Raw genomic sequence first — 25,722 nt, 5'->3', positions numbered from 1 at the left:
AGCATGCAGCTTGAACTCGCGGGTATAGACCTTTCTATCGTTCATGGAACCTCCAAGTTGGCGAAATCATATCGCCCTTAAGAGGTGTCCGGAATTATTAGACCAGTTCAGGCTGGCTCCCACAGGGGATTTGTGTACGCCACAGATTCAGTGTGGGAGCCAGCCTGCTGGCGATGACGGCCTTCCTGGCGGGCTCTCACAGGGGATTTGTGTACGCCACAGATCCAGTGTGGGAGCCAGCCTGCTGGCGATGACGGCCTTCCTGGCGGGCTCCCACAGGGGATTTGTGTACGCCACAGGTCCAGTGTGGGAGCCAGCCTGCTGGCGATGACGGCCTTCCTGGCGGGCTGCCACAGGGGATTTGTGTGCGTCACAGATCCAGTGTGGGAGCCAGCCTGCTGGCGATGACGGCCTTCCTGGCGGGCTCCCACAGGGGATTTGTGTACGCCACAGATCCAGTGTGGGAGCCAGCCTGCTGGTGATGACGGCCTTCCTGGCGGGCTGCCACAGGGGATTTGTGTGCGTCACAGATCCAGTGTGGGAGCCAGCCTGCTGGCGATGACGGCCTTCCTGGCGACACAACTTTCGGATTTTGCTAAACCCATGAAACAGAGAAAAGCCCAATGGCCCTGGCACGTTTTAACCGTGCTGGTGCTGATCGGCCTGGCCGGCGCCTTGTACTACGCCACCTCGCTGATGTCCTACGAATGGCGCTGGAACCGTGTGCCGCAGTACTTCGCCTACCACGCCGAAGAGTCCCAGCGTGCTGCTGACATTTCCACCGTCAGCGAGCTGGTACGCAAGGGTGACAAGGCTGAAGTCACCCTGCGCAACGACGCTGGCGACGAGCAGCACCTGATCGTCGATGACAACAGCCTGCAAGTCGCCCAGGGCGATGACGTGGCAGAAGGCGATGTCGTGGGCGTGACTCGCCATTGGGCGGCAGGACCGCTGTTGTGGGGCTTGTGGACGACGTTGTGGCTGTCGGTGGTCTCGGGTGTGCTCGGCCTGCTGATTGGCCTGGCAACCGGCCTGTGCCGGCTGTCCAGCAACCCGACCTTGCGCGATCTCTCGACCATTTATGTCGAGTTGGTGCGCGGCACGCCGCTGCTGGTGCAGATCTTCATCTTCTACTTCTTCATCGGCACCGTGATGAACCTGTCCCGGGAATTTGCCGGGATCGCCGCGCTGTCACTGTTCACCGGCGCCTATGTCGCGGAAATCATCCGCTCTGGCGTGCAGTCGATCGCCCGCGGCCAGAACGAAGCCGCGCGATCTCTGGGGCTGAGCGCTGGCCAGTCGATGCGTCATGTGGTCCTGCCGCAGGCATTCAAGCGCGTGCTGCCGCCACTGGCCGGGCAGTTCATCAGCCTGGTCAAGGACACTTCGCTGGTCTCGGTCATCGCGATTACCGAACTGCTCAAAAGCGGCCGGGAAGTCATCACTACCTCGTTCTCGCCGTTCGAAATCCTGTTCTGCGTCGCCGGCCTGTACCTGTTGATCAACCTGCCGCTGTCGAAAATCGCCAGCCGCCTAGAGCGGAGGCTCGCGCAAAGTGATTGAAGTCCGCGATCTGGTAAAAGTCTTCGATACCCGTGGCCAGGTGGTGCGCGCGGTGGATAACGTCACCACGCAAGTGGCCAGGGGTGAAGTGCTGGTGGTGATCGGTCCGTCCGGCTCCGGCAAGTCGACGTTCCTGCGCTGTCTCAACGGCCTGGAAGAATTCGATTCCGGCTCAGTGAGCATCGACGGCCTGGAGCTGGCCGACCCGAAAACCGACGTGAATGCCTACCGCCGTGAAGTCGGCATGGTGTTCCAGCATTTCAACCTGTTCCCGCACATGACCGTACTGGAAAACCTCTGCCTGGCGCAAAAAGTCGTGCGCAAGCGCGGCAAAAAGGAGCGCGAGGCCAAGGCCCTGGCGTTGCTGGAGAAGGTCGGTATCGCGCAGAAAGCCAACGAGTTTCCATCACGCCTGTCCGGCGGTCAGCAACAGCGTGTGGCCATTGCCCGGGCGCTGGCGATGGAGCCGAAGGTGATGCTGTTCGATGAACCGACCTCGGCGCTTGATCCGGAAATGGTCGGTGAAGTGCTGGATGTGATGAAGACCCTGGCCGTGGAAGGCATGACGATGGTCTGCGTTACCCATGAAATGGGCTTTGCGCGGGAAGTGGCGGATCGGGTGTTGTTCTTCGATCACGGCAAGCTGTTGGAAGATGCTTCGCCGGCCGAGTTTTTCGCTGCGCCGAAGGATCCTCGGGCACAGGCGTTCCTGCGCCAGGTTCTCTGATCGCGGCGGCCATCCGGCCGCCATCGCGGGCAAGCCCGCTCCCACAGTATGTTCAGTGTTCATGCAATTTGCGTAACACCGTTGAACCCTGTGGGAGCTTGCCCGCGATAGCATCACCTTGGTCCTGTGTGAACCGAGGCGTTCGCATCAACTCAGACCTTGAACCGTCCCACCAGCGTCTGCAAATGAGTACCAAGCCGTGCCAGTTCGACACTCGACGCCGCCGTCTCTTCACTGGCGGCCGAGGTCTGCTCGGACACATCGCGCACATTCAACACGCTGCGATTGATTTCTTCGGCCACCGCGCTCTGTTGCTCGGCCGCTGCGGCAATCTGCTGGTTCATCGACTGGATCGCTGACACTGTGCGGGTAATGCTTTCCAGCGAACCACCGGCGCGGCGGGTCAGTTCGACGCTGCTTTCGGTGAGGCTGCGGCTGTTGTCCATTATTGTCGCCACCTGCTGGGTGCCGGCTTGCAGGCCAACGATCAGCTCTTCGATTTCTTCGGTCGACTTCTGGGTGCGCTGGGCGAGGCTGCGGACTTCGTCGGCAACCACGGCAAAACCGCGGCCTGCTTCACCGGCACGGGCGGCTTCGATGGCGGCGTTTAGCGCCAGCAGGTTGGTTTGCTGGGCTACCGACTTGATCACGTCGAGCACGCTGCCGATCTTGTCGCTCTCGCGCTTGAGATGGCCCATGGCCTCGGTCGAGTGGCCCACTTCGAGCGCCAGGCGCTCGATCTGGGCGATGGCTTCACCCACCACCTTGTCACCTTCACGGGCCTGCTGGTCGGCGGCCACAGCGGCCTCCGAGGCTTCTTCCGCATTGCGTGCGACTTCTTGCACGGTAGCGGTCATCTCGTTCATGGCGGTTGCCACCTGATCGGTCTCGACCTTCTGGCTGTTGACCCCGGCGCTGGTCTGCTCAGTGACTGCCGATAACTCCTCGGCGGCGCTGGCGATTTGCGTGACGCCATCACTGATGCCGCCAATCAACTCGCGCAAGCCCTGGGTCATGCTCTGGATAGCACGCTGCAACTGGCCCAGTTCGTCCTGGCGGCGAGACACCAGATTGTGGGTCAGGTCGCCGGCTGCAATGCGTTCGGCAACTTTGAGGGTCTGGCTCAGGGGAATGACAATCTGGCGGGTGATGGCCCAAGCCGCCAGCAGACCGAAAGCCAGGGCGAGCAGGGTGGCCAGCAACAGCATGTTCTTGGCGTGCGCGGCATCGGTGTCGCGAACAATGGTCTGCGAGGCCGTCAGCTTCTTGCTGAGGTCGATCAGGATGTCGCCCTGAGCGGTCATGCGCGTGAGCGCCGTAGCGTTTGCGACCTGGGAGTCGCGGAACTGGCTGACAGCCGCGCGGTAAGCCTTCAGCGACCCGGTAGCCTGTTGCAGGTTGGCAAGGTGCTGCTCAGGCAGTTTTGCCGCGAGGCTGTCGAGGCTTTTCAGGGCGGTGTCGATGGCGTCCAGTGCCGGTTGCTGGGCTTCGGCCTTGCCGCTGTAGGTGTAGCCGCGAACCTGGTAGCGCGCTTGCTGGAGCAGCTTGCTCAGTTCGATCACCTGGCTGTAGTCGGCAACGCTTTCGCCTTGCAGCATGGATTTTTCGACCGTGCTGACTTGCGCTACGGCGTTGTCAGCGTTTACCCCCAGTTTGCTCCGGGCGTCTTCACGAGCCGCGGTTGCCTGGGTCATGTCGGCAAAGGCGCGCTTGTATTCAGCGACGGCGACCAGTTGCTGGTCGACCATGGCTGCATCGGCAGGCTGTTCGATCAGGGTGCGGGCGGTTTTCAGGCCGGTATCCAGTTGGCCGAGCAAATCGTTGACTGTCCCGGGACCCTGTTCGCCGCGATGCATGTCGTAGTCTTGGCGGGCGATGCGCAGGTCTTTGCTCAGCTCGATCAGGCCGGAGATGAAACCGAGCTTGTCGCCCCGGCTCATGACGCCGCTGAGGCCCGTCCAGCCAGTGAAGGTGATCAGGCAGGTCAGCAGCAACACCAATCCGAAACCGACTCCCAGTTTGCGATTGACGCTGACGTTCCCCAGTTTATCGGCTAGCGATTGGTACATGCTGCAACTCCCTCGAACCACACGTAGGTTTTATGAGAGTTGTATCGGCAGCTTCTCCGGAACCTGTAGGAGCTGCCGAAGGCTGCGATCTTTTGATCTTGATTTTTGGCGCTCTTATAAACGCCAGGATCAAAAGATCGCAGCCTGCGGCAGCTCCTACCGGGGGGCGTGGTGTTTAGAAGAGTCGGGCCAGCAGGGCGGTGACCGCGGTTTCGACCCGCAGGATGCGCTCGCCCAGTTGTACCGGTTGCAGCCCGGCTTTGGCCAGCAGGTCGATCTCGTAGGGGATCCAGCCGCCTTCCGGACCAATGGCCAGGGTCACCGGCTCGTTCAGGCCGCGAGGGCAGGGTGGGTAGTTGCCGGGATGGCCGACCAGGCCCAGAGTCCCTTCGGTGATCGCGGGAAGCCGGTCTTCGACGAACGGCTTGAAGCGCTTCTCGATAATAATTTCCGGCAACACGCTGTCCCTGGCCTGTTCAAGGCCGAGGATCAATTGTTCGCGAATGGCGTCTGGTTCCAGGAACGGCGTTTGCCAGAAGCTCTTCTCGACGCGATAGCTGTTCACTAGGATGATTCGCGGCACTCCCATGGCCGCAACGGTCTGAAACACCCGGCGCAGCATTTTCGGGCGTGGCAGGGCCAACACCATGGTCAGCGGCAGCTTGCTCGGAGGGGGCTGATCAAGGGTGACGCGCAATTCGACTTCGGTGGTGTCCAGGCGCAGCAACTCGGCAGACCCCATCAGACCGCCAATCCTGCCGACCCGCAGGCTGTCACCGACTTGCGAACGGTGGACTTCCTGCATGTGGGTCAGGCGGCGATCACGCAGGATCACCCGATCGGCCGCAATGAAATCGGCCTCTTCGAGAAGCAGCAGGTTCACGGCTGGGTCGCTGGCGGCTGGTCGTTGGAGTCGTCAGCCGGCTGGTCGTCCGGGTGCTCGCCACGCTTGCTGATCAGGCTGCCGAACAGGATGCCGATTTCAAACAGCAGCCACATTGGTACGGCCAGCAGGGTCTGCGAGAAAATGTCCGGCGGCGTCAGGATCATGCCGACCACGAAGCAGCCAATGATCACGTACGGGCGGATTTTCCTCAGGTACTTGACGTCGACTACACCGATCCACACCAGCAATACCACGGCTACCGGGATTTCGAACGCCACGCCGAAGGCGAAGAACAGCGTCATGACGAAGTCGAGGTAGCTGGTGATGTCGGTCATCATTTCCACACCGGCCGGCGTAGCGGCAGCGAAGAATTTGAAGATCAACGGGAACACCAGGTAGTAGGCGAACGCCATGCCGGTATAGAACAGCAGGATGCTGGACATCAGCAGTGGCACGGCGATGCGCTTCTCGTGCTTGTACAGGCCTGGTGCGATGAAACCCCAGATCTGATGCAGGATCACCGGAATCGCCAGGAACAGCGAAACCATCATCGTCAGCTTCAGTGGCGTCAGGAAGGGCGACGACACATCGGTAGCGATCATTGTCGCGCCTTCCGGCAAATACTGGCGCAGCGGCGTGGAGACGAAGGTATAGATTTGCTGGGTGAAGGCGAACAACCCGGCGAAGACGATGAAGATCGCCGCTACGCAGCGCAGCAGGCGGGTGCGCAACTCGGTGAGGTGCGAAACCAGCGGCATGTGCTGGTCATTTTCAGGAAGATCGCTCATGGGGCTCGCGGCGGCAGTGTTGGGTCATGAGGGGCAGGCGCAACAGGCGCAGCCGCAGGTGTTGCAGATTCGGCCAGAGGCTGCGCCGCAGGAGCAGCGACAGGCGCAGGTTCAGCGCCGATTGTCGGCTCGATGTTCGGCACCGGGGCATGAATGGTCGGCTCCGCGACAGGCTGCACCGGAGTCGGCTCCTGCTGGGTGGGCGTGAAGATCTTCCGCGCCTCCTGCTCCAGGGACAGGATATGCTCGTTGTGCAGCTGCCGGCGAATTTCGTCGGCGCCGATCTCACGTTCAACTTCCTGTTTGATCGCGTTGAAGCTGCGCTTCAGACGACCGACCCACAGGCCGGCAGTGCGCGCAGCACCCGGCAGGCGTTCGGGGCCCAGCACCAGCAGGGCGACGAGGCCGACGAGCAGCAGTTCAGAGAAGCTGATACCAAACATTAGTCAGTGCTCACACGTCTTTGCGAATCGGCTCTTCGACTTTTTGTGCCTGCACGTCGATGGTGTGCGGCGGGTTGACCGGGGTGGCCTGTGGCTGCACAGGTGGTACCGGTTGCGCCGGGGTCACGCTTGGATCAGCGGGCTTTTCGTCATCGTTCATGGCTTTGCGGAAGCCCTTGATCGATTCGCCGACGTCGGTGCCGAGGTTCTTCAGTTTCTTGGTGCCGAATACCAGCACGACAACGACCAGGATGACGACCCAGTGTTTCCAGTCAAAAATGCCCATGTTGCTGCTCCTCTCTAATAGTTGTTCAGGCGGACGGGCGCGAGGCTTTCTCGGCGTGTCCGGACAGACCGAAGCGACGGTCGAGTTCATCGAGTACAGCCTGTGGATGCTGCCCCAGTTGGGCGAGCATGACCATGCTGTGGAACCACAAGTCGGCAGTCTCGTAGATCACATCGCTGCAGTCGCCGCTGATGGCAGCGTCCTTGGCGGCAATGATGGTTTCGACGGATTCTTCGCCAACTTTTTCCAGAATCTTGTTCAGGCCCTTGTGGTACAGGCTCGCAACATACGAGCTGTCGGCAGCGGCGCCTTTGCGCTCTTCCAGCACTTCGGCCAGGCGGGTCAGGGTGTCACTCATGGGTGTGTCCTGCGGAGTAAATGGCGTGCGGGTCTTTAAGTACCGGGTCGACGGTTTTCCAGTCGCCGTTCTCGAAGACTCGATAGAAGCAGCTCTGGCGGCCGGTATGGCAGGCGATGTCGCCGATCTGCTCGACCATCAGAATGATCACGTCGGCGTCACAGTCAAGGCGCATCTCATGCAGGGTCTGCACATGCCCGGACTCCTCACCCTTGCGCCACAGTTTGCCTCGGGAACGTGACCAGTAGATGGCACGATTCTCCGTGGCAGTCAGTTGCAGCGCTTCACGGTTCATCCAGGCCATCATCAGGACGCGCCCGGTCTTGTGATCCTGGGCAATCGCGGGCACCAGGCCATCGGCGTCCCACTTGATTTCGTCCAGCCAGTTTTTCATCTTCGACTCCGACAGCGGGCTCCGCACTTCATTAGCGGAGTCCAACGTTGAAACAGTGTGCCAGCGGATCACACAACTGGCTATCGGCGAACGACCAGATACAAACCGACCGCCATCATGATTCCGGCTGGCCAATAGGCCAGGTCGTTCAGCGGGCCGCCGATCGCGAGTACTGCGCCGCCCGCCAGGTGAGCGGTGCCGAGCAGGCGCAGGAACCAGTCGTCACGTCGGCGGTGCCAGGGTGGCGGCGGGTCGTAGGCGTGAGGCTGGGACATTCGTTCGAGCAGGTCGCGGGCCATGTTGGCCAGGTGCGGTAGCTGTTCAAACTGGCTCTGCACGTTGCCCAGCAACGCTTTGGGGCTGACGCGCTCGCGCATCCAGCGTTCGAGGAACGGTTGCGCGGTGTTCCACAGATCGAGGTCCGGGTACAGCTGGCGGCCCAGGCCTTCGATGTTCAGCAGGGTTTTCTGCAACAGGACAAGCTGCGGCTGTACTTCCATGTTGAAGCGTCGAGCGGTCTGGAACAGGCGCATCAGCACCTGGCCGAATGAAATATCTTTTAACGGTTTTTCGAAGATCGGTTCGCATACAGTGCGGATCGCCGCTTCGAATTCGTTGAGTTTGGTTTCCGCCGGCACCCAGCCCGAATCGATATGCAGCTGGGCCACTCGCCGATAGTCGCGTTTGAAGAAAGCGAACAGGTTGCGGGCCAGATAGTCCTGGTCTTCCGGGGTCAGGCTGCCAACGATGCCGCAGTCGATCGCAATGTACTGCGGGCTCCACGGGTTGACGGTGCTGACGAAGATGTTGCCCGGGTGCATGTCGGCATGGAAAAAGCTGTCACGGAACACCTGGGTAAAGAAGATTTCGACGCCGCGTTCGGCGAGCATCTTCATGTCGGTGCGCTGGTCGGCCAGGGTCGCGAGGTCGGTCACCTGAACCCCGTAGATGCGCTCCATCACCAGCACTTTGGGCCGGCACCAATCCCAATAGACTTGCGGCACGTAGAGCAGTGGCGAGCCTTCGAAGTTGCGCTTGAGCTGGCTGGCGTTGGCGGCTTCGCGCAGCAGGTCGAGTTCGTCGTAGATGGTTTTCTCGTAGTCCTGGACCACGTCCACCGGATGCAGCAGGCGCGCATCGGCCGAGAGTTTTTCTGCCGCGCGAGCCAGGATGAACAGCCATGCCAGGTCCTGGGCGATGATCGGCTTGAGGCCGGGGCGGATCACCTTGACCACGACTTCTTCACCGGTCTTGAGCTGCGCGGCATGCACCTGCGCTACCGAAGCCGAAGCGAGCGGTTGGACGTCGAATCGGCTGAACACTTCGCTGATCTTCTTGCCCAGCTGCTCTTCGATGAGTTTGATCGACACTTGCGAATCGAACGGCGGGACACGGTCCTGCAGCAGCATCAATTCATCGGCGATGTCTTCCGGCAGCAGGTCGCGGCGGGTGGACAGGATCTGCCCGAACTTGATGAAGATTGGTCCCAGGTCCTGCAGGGCCAGGCGCAGTCGGGCGCCGCGGCTCAGCTCAAGCGTTTTGCGCGGGAACCAGCGCCACGGCAATGCATACCGCAGCGCCAGCAGGAACCAGGGCAGCGGCAGGGCGAACAGCAGGTCATCGAGACGGTAGCGAATCACAACGCGCTGGATGCGCAACAAACGGCGGACGGCAAGCAGCTTCATGCGTTATCGCTTGGGTCGAGAGATCGGGAAAGGCGCTCGAAACGCGCCTCGAGACGTTCCAGATCAAGTTTGATCTGGTCCAGTTCACTGAAACGGGCTTCGGCTTCGCGCTGACCGACGAGGGTGCGCGATTCTTCGGCCAGGTATTCGCCCAGGTTTTGGCCGAGGCTGACAAATCCTTGCTGGTACCAGCGCGCGCGACTGCGCAAATGACCGCCGACCAGTTGTGTTGCCACAGGGCCCAGCCAGCGCGAGAGTTCGTACTCCCAGTCCAGCTCGAGGTCCTGGAGGATCGCCGCCAGTTCCAGCAGCACGCCGCTGTCGCCGTCGAGCTCGACTTCCGGGCCGTGCAGCACGGCAGTCTTGTCCTTGCTCATGGCCAGTTTCAGCAGGCTTGAGGCCGGGGCACGCAAGGTGCAGTCGGCGCCGGCCTCCCACTGGGAGGCGAGCATCAGGCCTTCGTCGCTGGGAAGAATGAACAGCTGGAATGCCGGGTTGCGGCAATCGACGGCGATCACCCTGCCACTCAAATGCGCCAGGCGCGGCAAGGCCGTGCTGTCGAGGCGCAGCACCCGGTTAAGACCGAGCTCAACGCTGGCGAGCAGGCCGGCCAGCAACATCAGGGTTTGATGCCGCGGTGCAGGGCAACGATACCTGCGGTCATGTTGTGATAGGTCACGCGGTCGAAACCGGCCTCGACCATCATCGACTTCAGGGTTTCCTGGTTCGGGTGCATGCGGATCGATTCGGCCAGGTAGCGATAGCTTTCCGAGTCGTTGGTGATCAGCTTGCCCATCAACGGCATGAAGGCGAACGAGTAGGCGTCGTAGGCTTTGGACATCAGTGCGTTGGTCGGTTTGGAGAATTCCAGCACCAGCAGGCGACCACCCGGCTTGAGTACGCGCAGCATCGAACGCAGGGCGTCTTCCTTGTGCGTCACGTTGCGCAGGCCGAAGGCGATGGTCACGCAATCAAAATGGTTGTCCGGGAAGGGCAGCTTTTCCGCATCGGCCTGGACGAATTCGACGTTGCCGGCAACACCGAGGTCCAGCAGGCGGTCACGACCGACCTTGAGCATGGATTCGTTGATGTCGGCCAACACGACCTGGCCAGTAGGGCCTACCAGGTGCGAGAATTTTTTCGTCAGGTCGCCGGTGCCGCCAGCGATGTCCAGCACCCGGTTACCGGTGCGAACACCCGACAGTTCGATCGCAAAACGCTTCCACAAACGGTGCATGCCGCCCGACAGGAGGTCGTTCATCAGGTCGTACTTGGCGGCTACCGAGTGGAAGACCTCAGCGACTTTCTCCGCTTTTTGGCTTTCCGGAACGTTTTTGAAACCGAAGTGAGTGGTGGGTTCGGCATCGCTGCCTTTGCGCTGATCAGTCATATCGCTGTCACCAGAAGAGAATGCGGGACATTCTAATCCCGGTGGCCTGCTTTGTCTTGGAGTGGCTAAAGGTAAGATAGGCAATCACCGGGACGTTTTGCCGCAGCGGCGGTCAAGATGCTTCAGGAAGCATTCATAAAGCAGGAGTCATTTGATGGCCCGTATTAGTGTTGAACGTGCCCACGCGCTGGGCAAGGAAGCGGCTCGCGAGAAGGCCGATCAGCTGGCGCAGAAACTGTCCGATCAGTACGGCCTGGAGCCGCAGTGGGCGGGCGATACCCTGAATCTCAAGCGCTCGGGGGTGAAGGGCGCGGTGCATGTGGCCGAGGATTCTATCAAGGTCGACGTGGAGTTGGGCCTGATGATGTCGGCCATGAGCGGTATGATCAAAGCCGAGATTGAAAAGGCGCTGGACAAGGCCCTGGCCTGAAGATCAAAAGATCGCAGCCTTCGGCAGCTACAGAGTCCACATTCCTCTGTAGGAACTGCCGAAGGCTGCGATCTTTTCATTCAGGCACCACCGTTTCATGTCAGTTGTTAGGGTGCCGTTTCTAATTATTCTCACTACTTTGTGCCTGAGCCCGACTCTTTCGCGGGCAGTTCCTCAAACCTTCTGCGCGTGAGGTGCACCATGGCCAAAGTTATTTTGAAGAAAAAAATCGACGCTTCGACATCTGCTCTGGGCGACGTCAAATCTTATGCCCGCAAGATCTGGCTGGCAGGCCTGGGGGCCTACACCAAGGTCGGCCAAGAAGGCAGCGAATACTTTCAGGAGTTGATCAAGGAAGGTCAAACTGTTGAAAAAAAAGGCAAAAAGGTAGTTGCGGAAAAACTTGAAGCCGCCAACTCCGAGATCGATGAAGCAAAGAGTGAAGTCAGTAGTTTTAAAGGCAAAGTCGAACTGCAACTCGACAAGGTCGAGAAGGCTTTTGACTCGCGCGTTGCAAGTGCCTTGAATCGTATCGGCATTCCGTCTAAACATGACGTTGAGACACTCTCTGCTAAGCTCGATGAGCTGACGGCATTGCTCGAACGCGTCGCGCGTAAATCTTAAGGAGAACGGGATGGCTGGTAAAAAGAACATCGAAAAAGAAGGCAGCTCGTGGATCGGGAAAGTTGAAGACTACTCCCGCAAAATCTGGCTGGCCGGTTTAGGCGTGTACTCGAAGATCGACACTGACGGCAGCAAGCTCTTCGATACCTTGGTAAAAGACGGCGAGAAAGCCGAGAAGCTCGCCAAGAATGCAGTCGGCGATAAAGTCGATGCGGCAAAAGACTCCGCCACTTCGGCCAAGTCGCGCATCAGCGGCGTGAAAGATCGAGCACTGGGCAAGTGGGATGAGCTCGAAGGTGCTTTTGACAAGCGCCTGAACAGCGCTATTTCGCGTCTGGGCGTGCCGAGCCGTAATGAAGTCAAGGCACTGCATAGCAAGGTCGATACCCTGACCAAGCAGATCGAAAAACTCACCGGCGCCAAGGTTGCGCCAGTGGCGACTAAAACCGCAGCGGCCAAACCGGCTGCCAAGCCACTGGCCAAAGCTGTCGCCAAGCCGGTAGCCAAGACTGCAGCGAAAGCCGCGTCTGCCGCCAAGTCGGTGGCCAAGACTGCCGCAGCGAAACCTGCTGCAGCGAAGTCAGCCGTCAAATCTGCTGCTGCAAAAGCCACCGCCAAGCCGGCAGCCAAACCTGCTGCAAAAAGCACAGCGGCCAAACCCGCTGCCAAGCCAGCGGCAAAACCTGCCGCAGCGAAGAAGCCTGCAGTGAAGAAGCCGGCGGCGCCGAAAGCCGCTGCAGCAAAACCAGCCGCAACGGCTGCCGCCAAGCCGACCCCGGCCAGCACGTCGAACTCGGCCGCCGCGCCGACCCCGGCTGCAACCCCGACTGCCGCGCCAGCACCATCGACGCCAACCAGTCAGTCCTGATTCCAGGACTCAATAAAAACGCCCGGCCTGCAAAGGTCGGGCGTTTTTTATGCACAACATGACCTCCATGACCTCCATGACCTCCTGAATCTACGTAGGAGATGCCGAAGGCTGCGATCTTTTGATCTTTAAAAATCAAAAGATCGCAGCCTCGTTTCACTCGGCAGCTCCTACGGCAGCTCCTACGGCGTTGTACGGCGTTGTACGGCGTTGTGCGGTGATTTTTTACTGATGTTCTTCCAGGTACTGCATCGCCAGGTGCTCGGTCGCCACCTTGATCGGCGGCAACAAGTGCGGCGCCACCAGCATCATGACCTGGTAAACCACCAACCGGACCTCGCCCTCGCGATCGAGGATCCGCTGGTAGTCCAGTGAAAACAGCAAGGTCATGGTGATCTGCTCTACCAATTGCCCAAGTGCCTGGGTATCGCTGACCAGCTGTCCCTGAGCCTTCAAGCGCGCCAACAGCGAGGCCAGCGTGCGCTTCAACGCATTGAGCAGGTTGCGGATCCCCTTGGCCAGTTTGGGCAGGCGGCCTGCCAGATTGGACAGGTCCTGAAACAGGAAGCGGTAATGCGCCAGTCGCTCGACAATCAGGTGCAGGAACAGCCAGTAATCTTCCGGTGCCAATTGCGCGTCCGGCGGCGGGTCGAGCAGCGGCGACAATTCGCTTTGAAAGCGCTCGAACAAACCCAGTATCAGCGGCTCCTTGCCGTGAAAGTGGTAGTAGAGGTTGCCCGGGCTGATGCCCATTTCGTTGGCCACTTCCATGGTCGAAACGTTCGGTTCGCCCTTCTGGTTGAACAACTGCAAGGCACATTCGAGAATCCGGTCGCGGGTCTTCATCCAGTCTTCTTAATGGTTCGTTGAACGTCAGCGCACTCGCACATAGGTGCCGGGTGCAGCCTCCATCGGTGGATAGTTCTGATTGCCGAGGGCCATGTGGGTTTCTTTCTGCGCCCCTGAGCGTGCCTGGACCCAACTCAGCCATTGGGTCCACCAGCTGCCGTCGACCTGCTTGGCGTCATAAAACCAGGCCCGTGGGTCGAGGCTCAGTTTGGCGCCTTCGATGAAATTGGCTTTTGGGTTGCTCGGCGGGTTGAGGATGCTCTGCACGTGGCCGCTGTTGGACAGCACGAAACGCCTGTCGCCGCCAAGCAGCAAGGTGGAGCGGTACACCGCATCCCACGGCGTGATGTGATCGTTGATGCCGGCCACGCTGAAGCTGTCGACCGTGACCTTCTGCAGGTCGATTGGCGTGCCGCACACCTCCAGCCCGCCGGGGTGAGTCAGCGGATTGTGTTTGAAGAAGTCCAGCAGATCGCCATGCAGCGCCGCTGGCAGACGGGTGTTGTCGTTGTTCCAATAGAGAATGTCGAAGGCCGGCGGTTCTTTGCCCAGCAGGTAATTGTTGACGAAGTAACTCCAGATCAGGTCGTTGGGACGCATCCAGGCGAACACCTTGGCCATGTCGCGGCCGTCCAGCACACCTTTCTGGTAAGAGCGACGCTTGGCAGCTTCCAGTGTCTGCTCATCGGCGAACAGGGTGGCGGGGGAGTCCATCTGACTGTCCAGCAGGCTGACCAGGTAGGTAGCGCTGGAGACCCGGCGCAGCTGGCGCTTGGCCTGCAGGTGACCTTGCAGCGCGGCAATGGTCAGGCCCCCGGCGCAGGCGCCCATGAGGTTGACCTCCCGCGCGCCGGTGATCGCCCGGCAAACGTTCATCGCTTCCTCGACAGCTTCAACGTAGGTCGAAAGACCCCATTCACGGTGACGTACATCGGGGTTGCGCCAGCTGATCATGAAGGTCTGCAGGCCGTTTTTCAGGGCGAACTGGACGAAGCTGTTGGCGGGGCTCAGGTCAAAGATGTAGTACTTGTTAATCTGCGGCGGCACCACCAGCAAGGGTTTCGAATACTGTTTCTCGCTCATCGGCCGGTACTGGATCAACTCCAGCAATTCATTGCGAAACACCACGGAGCCTGTGGTTGTCGCGACGGTTTTCCCGACTTCGAAGGCCTGTTTGGTGACTTGCCGGGGCAGGCCGTCGTTGTGCAGCAAGTCATCGACCAGATGGCTGATTCCGCGCACCAGGCTGTTGCCACCCGAGTTGAAGATTTCCTTGATTGCCAGCGGGTTGAGCAAAGAGTTGGAAGGTGCCACGGCGTCGTTGAGCAAGGCGAACGCGAAGTGCGCGCGGGCTCGATCGTCGGGGCTCAAATTGCTCTCGTCGATCCAGCTTTTGACTTGCTTCTGCCAGCTGAGATAGGCCTGCAGGCTGCGGCGGTAAAATGGATTGAGACTCCACGCGGGGTCGGTAAACCGATTGTCCTGCGGGTTGGTCGGGTGCAGGGTTTCGCCCAACAGCACGCGACCCAACTGGCCGCCGAACTTCAACGCGTGCCTGGCACTGTGCAGCGGATTGCGCAAGCCGTGAGCGGCCACACTGCGCAAGGTCGACAGCATATCGCGGCCACGCAAGCCGGTAATCGCACTTTGTGCGTTGATGAACGCGGCGGGAGTGGGCAGGGAATCCCGCACTGGTTTTTCGCGCATGACTCAACACTCCTTCGTCTTCAGGCCAAAAACAAACTCACTGGACCAGAACACCATAGCCGCACTAACGGGTTGTTGCGCGGTACGGCGTCCTGCCGATTCCTTTTTGTGACCAAACGTCGGTGCCGGTTAACCGCCCAATGGCGCCGGATGCGGGTGCATCACTGCGCGCTGGCGTTCCTCTTCGAGGAATTTCATGATGATCGGCGCCACCGCTTCGGCCCTGGTGATCAGGAACAAATGACCGTCATCGATGATGTGCAGCTGAGCGTTGGGAATCCGCCAGGCCAGCAGGCGCATGTTGACCAGGGGGATCAATGGGTCGTCATCACCTGCCAGAACCAGGGTCGGCTGGTGAATTTTGTGCAGCCAGTGAATGCTGGTCCAGCCAAGGCCGGCGAACAGCTGCCAGTAATAGCCAAGCTTGCCCGCTGAACGGACTTTCGCCGCGTGGCTGGCCGCCAGGGTCGAATCGCGGCGGAACGAGCCGCCGTAAATCATCGGTGCGATACGGATCACATGGGACGGCTGGATGTAGCGCCTGGGGCTGGCCATCATCCACAGCACTTTGGGTTTACCCGGGACCATCACCGCACCGGCCGCAGTCGCAGCCAGGACGAGTTTCTTGCAGCGTTCGGGGTAGTCGTAGGCAAACTGTTGGGCCAGGGCGCCGCCCCAGGACACGCCGATCACGTTGACCCGGCCGTAGTCGAGGTAGTCGAGCATGCGTGCCGTGAGTTTCGCCAGGCCCGGAAAGCGGTAGGGCCGACTTGGCGTCGACGAGCCACCCACTCCCGGAACATCGAAGGCGATGACTTCCAGGTCCGGGTCCAGCGCGGCGACAAACGGAAATACCAGCTCCAGGTTGGCGCCGATGCCGTTGAAAATAAGCAAGGGCGTCAAATGAGGCTTGCCGGGGCGTACGGCGGTCCGGAGGGTCTGGCCATCCAGGTCGACGGTACGAAAAATGAACGGTTGCGGCATGCGTCAGGCCCTGTGGGTGAATTCATCCCCGAACCCCGTAGGAGCTGCCGAAGGCTGCGATCTTTGATCTTGATTTTGAAAACCAGGATCAAAAGATCGCAGCCTGCGGCAGCTCCTGCAGACCGAGGTGTATCGGTTACCGCTCGTGTACGTAAGTCCCCGGTGCAGCTTCGCCGGCGGTGAAGGTCTTGTTGCCCAGGCTGGTCGGCGATTTCTTCAGCTTGCCTGAACGCTCCGCCTGCCAGGCCTGCCAGTGCAGCCACCAGGAGTCAGTGTGCTTGGTGGAATTCTCCTGCCACTGCTCGGCGTTCACCGCCATTTCGCTGCTGGTCATGTAACGTGACTTTGGATTGCCAGGCGGGTTCAGAATGCTTTGGATGTGGCCGCTGCTCGACAGCACGAACTCGACGTTACCGCCGAACAGTTGCGCCGACTTGTAGCAGGACTTCCACGGCGTGATGTGGTCGTTGGTGCCGGCCAGGGAAAAGATGTCGGCCGTGACCTGCTTCAGATCGATGGCGGTGCCGCACACTTCCAGTGCATTCGGGCGGATCAGTGGGTTGTTTTTGAACATCTCGATCAGGTCGCCGTGGAAGGCGGCGGGCAATCTCGTGGTGTCGTTGTTCCAGAACAGGATGTCGAACACCGGCGGCTCGTTGCCCAGCAGGTAGTTATTGACCCAGTAGTTCCAGATCAGGTCGTTGGGGCGCATCCAGGCGAAGACTTTCGCCATGTCGCGGCCTTCCAGTACACCGGCCTGATAGGAGTGGCGCTTGGCGGCTTCGAGGGTTTGCTCGTCGACGAACAGCGCCACGTCGCTGTCCAGCGTCGTGTCCAGGACGCTGACCAGGAGCGTCAGGGCATTGACCTTCTTCTCGCCGATCGCGGCATAGTGGCCCAGCAGCGCAGTGCAGGTGATCCCGCCGGAGCAGGCGCCGAGCATGTTCACGTCCTTGCTGCCGGTGATAGCGGTGACGACGTCGACTGCTTCCTTGAGCGCTTCGATATAGGTCGACAGGCCCCACTCGCGCTGCTCCTTGGTCGGGTTGCGCCAGCTGACAATGAAGGTCTGCACGTTGTTGCGCAGGCAGAACCGCGCCAGGCTCTTGTCCGGACTGAGGTCGAATACATAGAACTTGTTGATTTGCGGTGGAACTACCAGCAGCGGGCGCTCGTGCACCTGCTCGGTGATCGGCCGGTACTGGATCAGCTCCAGTACGTCGTTGCGAAACACTACCGCGCCTTCGGTCACGCCCAGGCTCTTGCCCACTTCGAACGCACCCATGTTGACCTGGCTGGGCATGCCGCCGTTGTGTACCAGGTCCTTGGCCAGATGCGAGAGGCCGTCGAGCAGGCTTTTGCCCCCGGTTTCGAAAAAGCGTTTGACCGCCGCCGGGTTGGCTGCACTGTTGGTCGGAGCCATTGCCTCGGTCATGAGGTTGATGACGAAGTGCCCGCGGGCGACATCCTTGGGCGAAAGGCTGCTGTCGTCGATCCAGTCGTGGAGTTCCTTGCGCCACGCCAGGTAGGTTTGCAGATAACGTTTGTAGAGCGGGTTCTGGCTCCAGGCCGGGTCGGCGAAGCGGCGATCATCACCGGCAGGCTGGAGTTCGGATTTACCGAACAGGACATTCTTCAGTTCGAGGCCGAAATGGGCAACGTGCTTGACGCTGTGAATCGGTTGTTTGATGGCTTGGGTCAGCACCATTCGAGCTGAGCCCAGAAGATCCTTTCTACGCAGTCCAACGACAGGATTCAGCCCCAAGGTATTTTCCGAGGCCTGAGATTTCAGGTCATCGTTATTCTTGTTACTCATCTACGACGCTCCATTGTCCTGAGACGAGTACCTGAGTCCAGCTGTGTAGTCACACAGCAAATGCCAGGTACTACTACTACTCGGGTGACCGATAGTTCTGCACCACTGCTTTTATGCAGAGAGCACTGCAGGGAACTTGCCAGCTCCATTGGTTACCCGAGTTTAATTTTTTTCGCAAGCGGGCTAATCGTCGGCCCTGGAGCGGAGCATTCAAACAGATGAAATTAGAAAATGCCTTCTAATGAGCAAGAGGTGCGGACTAGAGCATCAGCCTGACGACGGATTGGTTCGGGTCGCGGGTTTTTCCGGCAGCCTTGAGCTCTGCAAGATAATCGTTCCAGAGGTCTTCCTGGCGCACGCCCAGCTGATACAGATATTCCCAGGTGAACAGGCCGCTGTCGTGGCCGTCATCGAAGGTCAATTTCAGTGCGTACTGACCGGCCGGTTCGACCTTGCTCAGGCCGACGCCGATCTTGCCAAATTGCAGGATGGGTTTGCCGTGGCCCTGGACCTCGGCGGAAGGGGAGTGCACGCGCAGGAATTCTGCGGGCAGGTGATGTTCCTCGCCGGACGCGTATTTCAGCGACAGGGTTTTCGAGGCTTTGTGCAGCTTGATGTCGGTGGGGAGTTGGGTCATGAAAGGTCGTCCGTCGGGTGACGCACCCTGTAGGAACTGCCGCAGGCTGCGATCTTTTGATTTTTGACTCTACCAAAATCAAGATCAAAAGATCGCAGCCTGCGGCAGCTCCTACGGGGCGGCAGGTGACCTACAGGATATAACGGGACAGGTCTTCGTTCTGCGCCAATTCGCCCAGGTGGCTGTTGACGTATTCGGCGTCAATCATGATCACCTTGTCGTCGTGGGCGCTGGCGAGGTCGCCGGCACTGAACGACACTTCTTCAAGCAGGCGCTCCAGTAGCGTGTGCAAGCGACGGGCCCCGATGTTCTCGGTCTTTTCATTCACCTGCCAGGCGATCTCGGCGATGCGCTTGATCCCGTCCGGCTGGAACTCGATACCCAGGCCTTCGGTTTTCAACAGTGCGCAATATTGCTCGGTCAGGGACGCATGTGGCTCGCTGAGGATGCGCTCGAAGTCTTCTGGCGTCAGTGCCTTGAGCTCAACGCGGATCGGCAGGCGACCTTGCAGTTCCGGCACCAGGTCGCTCGGCTTGCTCAGGTGGAACGCACCCGAGGCGATGAACAGGATGTGATCGGTCTTGACCATGCCCAGCTTGGTATTGACGGTGCAGCCTTCGATCAGCGGCAGCAAGTCGCGCTGCACGCCTTCGCGAGAGACATCGACGCCGCCGGAGTTGCCGCGTTTGGCGACCTTGTCGATTTCGTCGATGAACACGATACCGTGCTGCTCAACCGCTTCCAGGGCCTTGGCCTTGAGCTCTTCGTCGTTGACCAGGCGCCCGGCCTCTTCGTCGCGCACCAGTTTCAGCGCTTCCTTGACCTTGAGCTTGCGCGCTTTTTTCTTGCCCTTGCCCATGTTGGCAAACAGGCTCTGCAGCTGGTTGGTCATCTCTTCCATGCCCGGCGGCGCGGAGATATCGACGCCAGCCGTTTCGGCGACTTCGATTTCAATCTCCTTGTCATCCAGCTGGCCTTCACGCAGGCGCTTGCGGAACAGCTGGCGGGTATTGGAGTCGGCAGGCGGAGCCGCTTCGTCACTGTTGAAGCCCGCGCGTGCCGGTGGCAGCAGGGCGTCAAGAATGCGCTCTTCGGCGGCGTCTTCGGCGCGGTGGCGAACCTTGGTCATTTCCTGTTCGCGCAGCAGTTTCATCGCGGCGTCAGCCAGGTCACGAATGATCGATTCGACATCGCGACCGACATAACCGACTTCGGTGAACTTGGTCGCTTCAACCTTGATGAACGGCGCGTTGGCGAGCTTGGCCAGGCGACGGGCGATTTCGGTCTTGCCGACACCGGTCGGGCCGATCATCAAAATGTTCTTGGGGGTTACTTCAACGCGCAGCTCTTCGGGCAGCTGCATCCGGCGCCAGCGATTACGCAGGGCGATGGCGACGGCGCGTTTGGCATCGTCCTGGCCGATGATATGGCGATTGAGTTCGTGGACGATTTCACGGGGAGTCATGGACATAATAATTGGCGGACCTCAAGCAAGAATGAGCCGTGGCACAAAGGCCGAAACAGGCTTATTCGGCGCAGTCCTGCTCCTCAATGGTCTGGGTGTGGTTGGTGAATACGCAGATGTCGCCAGCGATGCCGAGTGCGGTTTCGACGATTTCCCGGGCAGACAGGTCGGTCTTCTTCAGCAGCGCGCTTGCGGCGGCCTGGGCGTAACCGCCACCGGAACCCATGGCGATCAGGCCTTCTTCAGGCTCGACCACGTCGCCGTTGCCGGTGATGATCAGCGAAGCATCTTTGTTGGCCACTGCCAGCATGGCTTCGAGACGACTCAGAGTACGGTCGGTACGCCATTCTTTGGCGAGTTCGACAGCAGCGCGAACCAGGTGACCCTGATGTTTCTCAAGCTGACCTTCAAATCGCTCGAAAAGGGTGAAGGCGTCAGCCGTAGCCCCGGCAAAACCGGCGATAACCTGGCCGTGGTACAGGCGACGAACTTTCTTCGCGTTGCCTTTCATCACGGTATTGCCGAGAGAAACCTGGCCGTCGCCGCCCATGACGACTTTGCCGTGGCGGCGAACTGAAACGATGGTGGTCAAGGGAGAGTCTCCACGCAGCGGGGCGAAAATGCCTTATGGAAACTCATATGGGGGTGGTGACGGGTTTTTCAACTGCGGGGAGGGAGAGAGGACGAGCGGTGGACGATTCGCGTGTGGTGATGACGGTACAAATGTCACTGCTGGCAAGCCTTGCTCCCACAGGTTTGTGCGTTCCTGCGCGAGCTCGGCAGTGTGGGTAACCTTGCCACCACAGGTTGGGAGCAAGGCTTGCCCGCGATAAACGATAACGCAGTGTGGCTGACGAACTCAGCGGCTTTGGCGTTGTTGTAACAACAGGTTGCTGAAGCCGCTGCCCGCCAGTTGTTTCTGCGCGGTGGTCAGTTGTTCGCGATTGCTGAACGGCCCGACCAGCACCCGGTACCAGGTCTCGTCCTTCACGGTGCCGGACTCAACCGCCACGGCCTGGCCCAGCAGGATGATCTGCGCCCGAACCTTGTCTGCGTCAGCCTCCTTGCGGAACGAACCGGCCTGCAGGAAGAACTTGGTCACCGGTGCGGCCTTGCTTACCGGCGGCGCTGGTGGCGGGGTAATCCCGGCCAGTGCTGCCTGCGCCCGCGCAGTGTCGATCTTGGCGGCTTGCTCCGGCGTCACCGGAGTGGTCGGAATCGCGGGCACCTGGGGTGTCGGCAAGGTTTTTTCCGGCACGGCATCAGCAGGCACTATGACTTCCGATTCCGGCAGCAACGTGTAGAAGTCGTACTTTGGCTTCACCGGTTGCGTCGGGCTCGGGGGGGTCTTGTTGGCCTCGGCGATCCGGGTGGCTTTCTGTTGCTCAATCTTCTCGCGCTTGACGCTCTCGCTGCCTTTGCCAGGCTCCAGTTTCATCAGGAATACAATGAACGCACCGACCGTCAGGCCGATGGCCATCCACAGCCATCCCGGGATCGGTTGCTTGGCAGGTGCCTGGTAACGGCTGGCGCCACGCTTGGGTGCAGGTTTTTTCTTGGCAGCCAACTTACATACGCTCCAGAGTTTCCAGACCCAAGAGTTCCAGGCCTTGCTTGAGAGTGCGACCGGTCAGCGCGGCGAGGCGCAGGCGGCTCTGCATTTGCGCCGGGGTTTCGGCGCTGAGAATCGGGCAGTTCTCGTAGAAGCTGGAGAACAGGCCCGCGACATCGTACAGGTAGGTGCACAGAATGTGCGGCGTGCCTTTGTCGCAAACGTTATTGAGGACTTCACCGAACTGCGCCAGCTTGGCCGCCAGTTCGTGCTCATGGACGGCTTCCAGGGTGATCTGGCCTTCGACTTCGCTGAAATCCTTGCCCAGCTTGCGGAACACGCCAGCCACGCGGGTGTACGCGTACAGCAGGTACGGCGCGGTGTTGCCTTCGAAATTCAGCATCAGGTCGAAGTTGAAGCTGTAGTCGCTGGTGCGGTGCTTGGACAGGTCGGCGTATTTTACCGCGCCGATGCCCACCACCTTGGCGATGTTGCGCAGCTCGGTTTCGGCCAGCTCCGGGTTCTTGTCCTTGACCAGGGTGTAGGCGCGTTCCTGGGCCTCGGTCAGCAGGTCGATCAGTTTCACGGTGCCGCCATCGCGGGTCTTGAATGGACGGCCGTCAGCGCCGTTCATGGTGCCGAAGCCCATGTGTTCCATTTCCATCGGATGGGTCACGAAGCCGGCCTTGCGGGCCACGGCGAACACTTGCTGGAAGTGCAGGGCCTGGCGCTGGTCGACGAAGTACAGGGCGCGATCAGCCTTGAGCTTGCCGCTGCGATAGCGCACGGCCGCCAGGTCGGTGGTGGCGTACAGGTAGCCGCCATCGGCCTTGACGATGATCACCGGCAGCGGGTCGCCGTCGGCGTTTTTGAATTCGTCGAGGAACACGCACTGGGCGCCGTTGCTCTCCACCAGCATGCCGGCAGCCTTGAGGTCGTTGACCACGTTGATCAGGTCGTCGTTGTAGGCGCTTTCGCCCATCACGTCGGCCATGGTCAGCTTGACGTTCAGCAACTCGTAGATTTTCTGGCAGTGGGACAAGGAGATGTCTTTGAACTTGGTCCACAACGCCAGGCATTCCGGGTCGCCGGCTTGCAGCTTGACCACCAGGCCGCGGGCACGGTCGGCGAACTCTTCGGATTCGTCGAAACGGCCCTTGGCGGCGCGGTAGAAGTTTTCCAGGTCCGACAGTTCGTCGCTGGTAATCGGGTTTTCCTGCAGATAAGCCATCAACATGCCGAACTGGGTGCCCCAGTCGCCAACGTGGTTCTGACGGATCACGTCGTCGCCGAGGAACTCCAGGACGCGAGCCACGCCGTCGCCAATGATGGTCGAGCGCAAATGGCCGACGTGCATTTCCTTGGCGAGGTTGGGCGCGGACAGGTCGACCACGGTGCGTTGGGTCGGGCCTGCCTTGCGCACACCGATGTTTGCGTCTGCCAAGGCCGCGTCAAGCCGCGAGGCCAGGGCCTGGGTGTTCTGGAAGAAGTTCAGGAAGCCCGGGCCGGCGATTTCGGTCTTGGTGATGTTTTCATCGGATGGCAGCGCGGCGATGATTTTTTCCGCCAGGTCGCGGGGCTTCATGCCTGCCGGTTTGGCCAGCATCATGGCGATGTTGCTGGCGAAGTCGCCGTTCTTCTTGTCGCGGGAGTTTTCCACCTGGATCGCCGGCGACAGGCCTTCAGGCAACACACCTTCGTTGACGAGTTGGGTGATGGCTTGTTGGATCAGCTGGCGAATGGTGTCTTTCATGATGCTCTCTTTCGACCGCAAGCGCGGCAGCGCCTGGATGCGCGGGTGGAAAAACTGGGCATTATCCGTGGCGGAGACGGGCTTGCCAACTATAGCGGGCAGGTTATGGATATGCGGTGACAAAAGCGGCAAAGATCGCAGCCTTCGGCAGCTCCTACAGAGAAGCGCGACCGGGGTAGGAGCTGCCGAAGGCTCGGGCCGCGTTCGGACGATCTTTTGACCTTCAATACAAATCGACGGGATCGACATCCAGCGACCAGCGCACCGCTCGCCCACTCGGCATCTGCTCCAGCGCCAACAACCAGCTGCTCAGCAGCCGATGCAGCGGCGCGCGGGCTGTCGCCTGCAACAATAGCTGAGCGCGATACCGGCCCGCGCGTCGCTCCATGGGTGCGGGTACCGGCCCGAGCAGCTCAATGCCGGTCAAATTCTGCTCAGCCAGCAAACGCTCGGCCTCGCTGCATGCTTCGTCAAGAAAGCCTTCGGCCTGCCCCGGTTTGTGTGCCTCTGCGCGCAACAGCGCCAGGTGGGCAAAGGGAGGCAGGCCCGCCGAGCGCCGCTCGCTCAATGCTTGCTCGGCAAAAGCGAAATAACCCTGCTCGGTGAGTTGCACCAGCAGCGGATGATCGGCCAGGTGAGTCTGGATGATCACTCTGCCAGGTTCCTCGGCACGCCCGGCGCGCCCGGCGACCTGCACTATCAGCTGGGCCATGCGTTCGCTGGCGCGGAAGTCGCCGGAAAACAGGCCGCCGTCGGCATCCAGGATCGACACCAGGGTCACCCTGGGAAAGTGATGACCTTTGGCAAGCATCTGCGTGCCCACCAGAATGCACGGCTGGCCTTTCTGGATGGTCGCGAACAACTGGTTCATGGCGTCCTTGCGCGAGGTGCTGTCGCGGTCTACACGCAGCACCGGCACCTCTGGAAACAGAATCGCCAGTCGCTCTTCGGCGCGCTCGGTGCCAGCCCCTACCGGGCGCAAATCCACTTTGGCGCATTTCGGGCAATGCCGAGGCACGCGTTCGACATAGCCGCAATGGTGGCAGCGCAGTTCGCCGGAGCGTTGGTGCACGGTCATTCGCGCATCACAGCGTTGGCATTCAGACATCCAGCCGCAGTCGTGGCACAGCAGAGTCGGGGCAAAACCCCGACGGTTGAGAAATACCAATACCTGTTGCCCGGCAGCCAGGGTCTGGCCGATTGCCTGCTGCATGGGGCCGGAAATACCACTGTCCAGCGGACGGCTCTTTACGTCCAGGCGCAGGAAACGCGGTTGCTTGGCGCCACCGGCGCGCTCGTTCAGGCGCAGCAGCCCGTAACGGCCGGTGTAGGCATTGTGCAGGCTCTCCAGCGAAGGCGTGGCCGAACCGAGGACGATCGGGATGTTTTCCTGGCGGGCGCGCACCAGCGCCAGGTCGCGAGCGTGATAACGCAGACCTTCCTGCTGTTTATAGGAGCCGTCGTGCTCTTCGTCGATGATGATCAGCCCGGGGTTTTTCATCGGAGTGAACAGTGCCGAGCGGGTGCCGATAATAATGTCGGCATCGCCATCCCGGGCGGCGAGCCAGGCTTCGAGGCGTTCGCGGTCGTTGATCCCCGAGTGAATCAGCGCGATGCGTGCATTGAAACGTTGCTCGAAGCGCGCGAGGGTTTGCGGTCCCAGGTTGATTTCCGGGATCAGCACCAATGCCTGCTTTCCGGCTTCAAGGGTTTCGCGGATGAGTTGCAGATAGACTTCGGTTTTGCCGCTGCCGGTAACGCCCGCCAGCAGGAACGCGTGATAACTGTCGAAGCCTGCGCGAATGGCTTCATAGGCCGCACGTTGCTCGGGGTTGAGCGGCAGCTCCGGCTGGGCCAGCCAGTGTTCGTGACGGGCACCCGGGGCATGCTTGCGGATTTCCACCTGCACCAGGTCCTTGGCCAGCAGCAGATCCAGGCTGTCCTTGCTCAGCATCAACTTGCTCAGCAGCTGGTGGGCCACGCCGTGGGGATGCTGGGCCAGGGTAGCCAGGGCCTCGCGCTGTCGCGGGGCGCGAGCGATACGCGGGTCATCGAGGCTGGCCCCGGGTGCGGCCGACCAGAAGCGCTCCTGGCGCGCTTCGGCCAGCTCACCCTGGCGCAGCAGCACGGGCAGCGCCCAGCTCAAGGTGTCGCCGAGGCTATGCTGGTAGTACTGGGAGGTCCACAGGCACAGCTTGAACAGTGCCGGCGGCAAAGGCGCGGTGACGTCGAGCAGGGCCAGGGCCGGCTTGAGCTTGTCGATAGGCACTTCGCTGGTGTCGGTGACTTCTACCAGGATCCCGATCATCTCCCGGCGGCCAAACGGCACCCGCAGGCGCATGCCCGGTTGCAACTGGGCACGCAAGACCCCGGCGGGAGCACGGTAATCGAACAGGCGGCGCAGGGGCGAAGGCAGGGCTAGGCGCAAAATGGCGTCGGGCACGCGGG

General features: G+C 60.6%; 25 protein-coding genes. 5 read left to right on the top strand and 20 right to left on the bottom strand.

The features are described 5' to 3' along the window. Positions 1-603 precede the first annotated feature (603 nt). Both IMW75_RS18930 and IMW75_RS18925 read left to right on the top strand, forming a co-directional pair. A complete protein-coding gene (locus IMW75_RS18930) occupies positions 604-1,563 on the top strand; it encodes an amino acid ABC transporter permease (protein WP_045062030.1) in 960 nt (319 codons plus the stop codon). Beyond that, entirely contained in the window at positions 1,556-2,290 is a 735-nt protein-coding gene (locus IMW75_RS18925) for an amino acid ABC transporter ATP-binding protein (RefSeq protein WP_045061966.1), read from the top strand. Before IMW75_RS18930 ends, IMW75_RS18925 begins: the two co-directional genes overlap by 8 nt. Positions 2,291-2,442: 152 nt before the next feature. Here IMW75_RS18925 and IMW75_RS18920 read toward each other — a convergent pair whose 3' ends face one another. The 10 genes from IMW75_RS18920 to ubiE form a co-directional block, all read right to left on the bottom strand. Further along, positions 2,443-4,359 (bottom strand): methyl-accepting chemotaxis protein, encoded by a 1,917-nt coding sequence (locus tag IMW75_RS18920; protein ID WP_045061965.1) that lies wholly within the window; start codon positions 4,357-4,359, stop codon positions 2,443-2,445. Positions 4,360-4,534: 175 nt separating this feature from the next. Then, positions 4,535-5,242, bottom strand: a complete 708-nt coding sequence (locus tag IMW75_RS18915) for a 16S rRNA (uracil(1498)-N(3))-methyltransferase (protein WP_205893445.1) — start codon at positions 5,240-5,242, stop codon at positions 4,535-4,537. Next, a complete protein-coding gene (gene tatC / locus IMW75_RS18910; protein ID WP_045061963.1) occupies positions 5,239-6,033 on the bottom strand; it encodes a twin-arginine translocase subunit TatC in 795 nt (264 codons plus the stop codon). Before tatC ends, IMW75_RS18915 begins: the two co-directional genes overlap by 4 nt. After that, positions 6,030-6,476: a Sec-independent protein translocase protein TatB gene (tatB, locus tag IMW75_RS18905; RefSeq protein WP_205893444.1), complete on the bottom strand. Its 447-nt coding sequence runs from the start codon at positions 6,474-6,476 to the stop codon at positions 6,030-6,032. The genes tatC and tatB overlap by 4 nt, the downstream gene beginning before the upstream one ends. A gap of 10 nt (positions 6,477-6,486) precedes the next feature. After that, positions 6,487-6,762: a twin-arginine translocase TatA/TatE family subunit gene (locus IMW75_RS18900; RefSeq protein WP_045061961.1), complete on the bottom strand. Its 276-nt coding sequence runs from the start codon at positions 6,760-6,762 to the stop codon at positions 6,487-6,489. A 25-nt stretch (positions 6,763-6,787) separates the two neighbouring features. Then, positions 6,788-7,120: a phosphoribosyl-ATP diphosphatase gene (locus IMW75_RS18895; protein WP_008047820.1), complete on the bottom strand. Its 333-nt coding sequence runs from the start codon at positions 7,118-7,120 to the stop codon at positions 6,788-6,790. Then, positions 7,113-7,514, bottom strand: coding sequence for a phosphoribosyl-AMP cyclohydrolase (gene hisI, locus IMW75_RS18890; protein ID WP_045061960.1), 402 nt, complete (start codon positions 7,512-7,514; stop codon positions 7,113-7,115). The genes IMW75_RS18895 and hisI overlap by 8 nt, the downstream gene beginning before the upstream one ends. A gap of 80 nt (positions 7,515-7,594) precedes the next feature. Beyond that, complete coding sequence (gene ubiB / locus IMW75_RS18885) at positions 7,595-9,199, bottom strand: ubiquinone biosynthesis regulatory protein kinase UbiB (RefSeq protein ID WP_045061959.1); 1,605 nt, start codon at positions 9,197-9,199, stop codon at positions 7,595-7,597. Beyond that, entirely contained in the window at positions 9,196-9,819 is a 624-nt protein-coding gene (locus IMW75_RS18880) for a ubiquinone biosynthesis accessory factor UbiJ (protein WP_205893443.1), read from the bottom strand. Before IMW75_RS18880 ends, ubiB begins: the two co-directional genes overlap by 4 nt. Continuing rightward, positions 9,819-10,589 (bottom strand): bifunctional demethylmenaquinone methyltransferase/2-methoxy-6-polyprenyl-1,4-benzoquinol methylase UbiE, encoded by a 771-nt coding sequence (gene ubiE / locus IMW75_RS18875; RefSeq protein ID WP_007948968.1) that lies wholly within the window; start codon positions 10,587-10,589, stop codon positions 9,819-9,821. Before ubiE ends, IMW75_RS18880 begins: the two co-directional genes overlap by 1 nt. 154 nt (positions 10,590-10,743) lie before the next feature. On the opposite strand from ubiE, the gene IMW75_RS18870 reads away from it, so the two are divergent. The 3 genes from IMW75_RS18870 (at position 10,744) to IMW75_RS18860 (ending at position 12,511) form a co-directional block, all read left to right on the top strand. Then, positions 10,744-11,019 carry a polyhydroxyalkanoic acid system family protein gene (locus IMW75_RS18870; protein WP_045061957.1) on the top strand — a complete coding sequence of 92 codons (276 nt, stop codon included), beginning with the start codon at positions 10,744-10,746 and terminating at the stop codon, positions 11,017-11,019. Between the two features lie 201 nt (positions 11,020-11,220). Then, a complete protein-coding gene (locus tag IMW75_RS18865) occupies positions 11,221-11,643 on the top strand; it encodes a phasin family protein (protein WP_045061956.1) in 423 nt (140 codons plus the stop codon). A 10-nt stretch (positions 11,644-11,653) separates the two neighbouring features. Next, positions 11,654-12,511 (top strand): phasin family protein, encoded by an 858-nt coding sequence (locus IMW75_RS18860; RefSeq protein ID WP_045061955.1) that lies wholly within the window; start codon positions 11,654-11,656, stop codon positions 12,509-12,511. Between the two features lie 225 nt (positions 12,512-12,736). Here the strand turns inward: IMW75_RS18860 and IMW75_RS18855 are convergent, their stop codons facing one another. The 10 genes from IMW75_RS18855 to IMW75_RS18805 form a co-directional block, all read right to left on the bottom strand. Further along, on the bottom strand, positions 12,737-13,357 hold the full coding sequence (locus IMW75_RS18855) for a TetR/AcrR family transcriptional regulator (RefSeq protein WP_045061954.1): 621 nt from the start codon (positions 13,355-13,357) through the stop codon (positions 12,737-12,739). A 27-nt stretch (positions 13,358-13,384) separates the two neighbouring features. Continuing rightward, positions 13,385-15,067, bottom strand: coding sequence for a class II poly(R)-hydroxyalkanoic acid synthase (phaC, locus tag IMW75_RS18850; protein ID WP_205893442.1), 1,683 nt, complete (start codon positions 15,065-15,067; stop codon positions 13,385-13,387). A gap of 129 nt (positions 15,068-15,196) precedes the next feature. Further along, complete coding sequence (gene phaZ / locus IMW75_RS18845; protein ID WP_045061952.1) at positions 15,197-16,051, bottom strand: poly(3-hydroxyalkanoate) depolymerase; 855 nt, start codon at positions 16,049-16,051, stop codon at positions 15,197-15,199. Positions 16,052-16,187: 136 nt separating this feature from the next. Beyond that, positions 16,188-17,867, bottom strand: coding sequence for a class II poly(R)-hydroxyalkanoic acid synthase (phaC, locus tag IMW75_RS18840; protein WP_045061951.1), 1,680 nt, complete (start codon positions 17,865-17,867; stop codon positions 16,188-16,190). Positions 17,868-18,126: 259 nt separating this feature from the next. Further along, positions 18,127-18,504, bottom strand: coding sequence for a gamma-butyrobetaine hydroxylase family protein (locus IMW75_RS18835; protein WP_045061950.1), 378 nt, complete (start codon positions 18,502-18,504; stop codon positions 18,127-18,129). A 130-nt stretch (positions 18,505-18,634) separates the two neighbouring features. Beyond that, positions 18,635-19,975, bottom strand: coding sequence for an ATP-dependent protease ATPase subunit HslU (gene hslU, locus IMW75_RS18830; protein WP_205893441.1), 1,341 nt, complete (start codon positions 19,973-19,975; stop codon positions 18,635-18,637). A 55-nt stretch (positions 19,976-20,030) separates the two neighbouring features. Next, positions 20,031-20,561 carry an ATP-dependent protease subunit HslV gene (gene hslV, locus IMW75_RS18825; RefSeq protein ID WP_007948954.1) on the bottom strand — a complete coding sequence of 177 codons (531 nt, stop codon included), beginning with the start codon at positions 20,559-20,561 and terminating at the stop codon, positions 20,031-20,033. Between the two features lie 267 nt (positions 20,562-20,828). Continuing rightward, entirely contained in the window at positions 20,829-21,536 is a 708-nt protein-coding gene (locus tag IMW75_RS18820; protein ID WP_045061948.1) for an SPOR domain-containing protein, read from the bottom strand. 1 nt (position 21,537) lies between these two features. Beyond that, positions 21,538-23,274 carry an arginine--tRNA ligase gene (argS, locus tag IMW75_RS18815; RefSeq protein WP_045061947.1) on the bottom strand — a complete coding sequence of 579 codons (1,737 nt, stop codon included), beginning with the start codon at positions 23,272-23,274 and terminating at the stop codon, positions 21,538-21,540. A 223-nt stretch (positions 23,275-23,497) separates the two neighbouring features. After that, a complete protein-coding gene (locus tag IMW75_RS18805; protein ID WP_205893440.1) occupies positions 23,498-25,717 on the bottom strand; it encodes a primosomal protein N' in 2,220 nt (739 codons plus the stop codon). Between the last annotated feature and the right edge of the window lie 5 nt (positions 25,718-25,722).

The organism is Pseudomonas gregormendelii (assembly GCF_017114825.1).
In the GTDB taxonomy this organism is placed as follows: Bacteria; Pseudomonadota; Gammaproteobacteria; order Pseudomonadales; family Pseudomonadaceae; genus Aquipseudomonas; species Aquipseudomonas gregormendelii.
This window is presented reverse-complemented; position numbering and strand designations above follow the sequence as displayed.

Coding starts and splice junctions, on each gene's coding strand:
- IMW75_RS18930 (WP_045062030.1), top strand. CDS start 604: ATGAAACAGAGAAAAGCCCAATGGCCCTGGCACGTTTTAACCGTGCTG.
- IMW75_RS18920 (WP_045061965.1), bottom strand. CDS start 4,359: ATGTACCAATCGCTAGCCGATAAACTGGGGAACGTCAGCGTCAATCGC.
- tatC (WP_045061963.1), bottom strand. CDS start 6,033: ATGAGCGATCTTCCTGAAAATGACCAGCACATGCCGCTGGTTTCGCAC.
- tatB (WP_205893444.1), bottom strand. CDS start 6,476: ATGTTTGGTATCAGCTTCTCTGAACTGCTGCTCGTCGGCCTCGTCGCC.
- IMW75_RS18900 (WP_045061961.1), bottom strand. CDS start 6,762: ATGGGCATTTTTGACTGGAAACACTGGGTCGTCATCCTGGTCGTTGTC.
- IMW75_RS18895 (WP_008047820.1), bottom strand. CDS start 7,120: ATGAGTGACACCCTGACCCGCCTGGCCGAAGTGCTGGAAGAGCGCAAA.
- hisI (WP_045061960.1), bottom strand. CDS start 7,514: ATGAAAAACTGGCTGGACGAAATCAAGTGGGACGCCGATGGCCTGGTG.
- ubiB (WP_045061959.1), bottom strand. CDS start 9,199: ATGAAGCTGCTTGCCGTCCGCCGTTTGTTGCGCATCCAGCGCGTTGTG.
- IMW75_RS18880 (WP_205893443.1), bottom strand. CDS start 9,819: ATGTTGCTGGCCGGCCTGCTCGCCAGCGTTGAGCTCGGTCTTAACCGG.
- ubiE (WP_007948968.1), bottom strand. CDS start 10,589: ATGACTGATCAGCGCAAAGGCAGCGATGCCGAACCCACCACTCACTTC.
- IMW75_RS18870 (WP_045061957.1), top strand. CDS start 10,744: ATGGCCCGTATTAGTGTTGAACGTGCCCACGCGCTGGGCAAGGAAGCG.
- IMW75_RS18865 (WP_045061956.1), top strand. CDS start 11,221: ATGGCCAAAGTTATTTTGAAGAAAAAAATCGACGCTTCGACATCTGCT.
- IMW75_RS18860 (WP_045061955.1), top strand. CDS start 11,654: ATGGCTGGTAAAAAGAACATCGAAAAAGAAGGCAGCTCGTGGATCGGG.
- IMW75_RS18855 (WP_045061954.1), bottom strand. CDS start 13,357: ATGAAGACCCGCGACCGGATTCTCGAATGTGCCTTGCAGTTGTTCAAC.
- phaC (WP_205893442.1), bottom strand. CDS start 15,067: ATGCGCGAAAAACCAGTGCGGGATTCCCTGCCCACTCCCGCCGCGTTC.
- phaZ (WP_045061952.1), bottom strand. CDS start 16,051: ATGCCGCAACCGTTCATTTTTCGTACCGTCGACCTGGATGGCCAGACC.
- phaC (WP_045061951.1), bottom strand. CDS start 17,867: ATGAGTAACAAGAATAACGATGACCTGAAATCTCAGGCCTCGGAAAAT.
- IMW75_RS18835 (WP_045061950.1), bottom strand. CDS start 18,504: ATGACCCAACTCCCCACCGACATCAAGCTGCACAAAGCCTCGAAAACC.
- hslU (WP_205893441.1), bottom strand. CDS start 19,975: ATGTCCATGACTCCCCGTGAAATCGTCCACGAACTCAATCGCCATATC.
- argS (WP_045061947.1), bottom strand. CDS start 23,274: ATGAAAGACACCATTCGCCAGCTGATCCAACAAGCCATCACCCAACTC.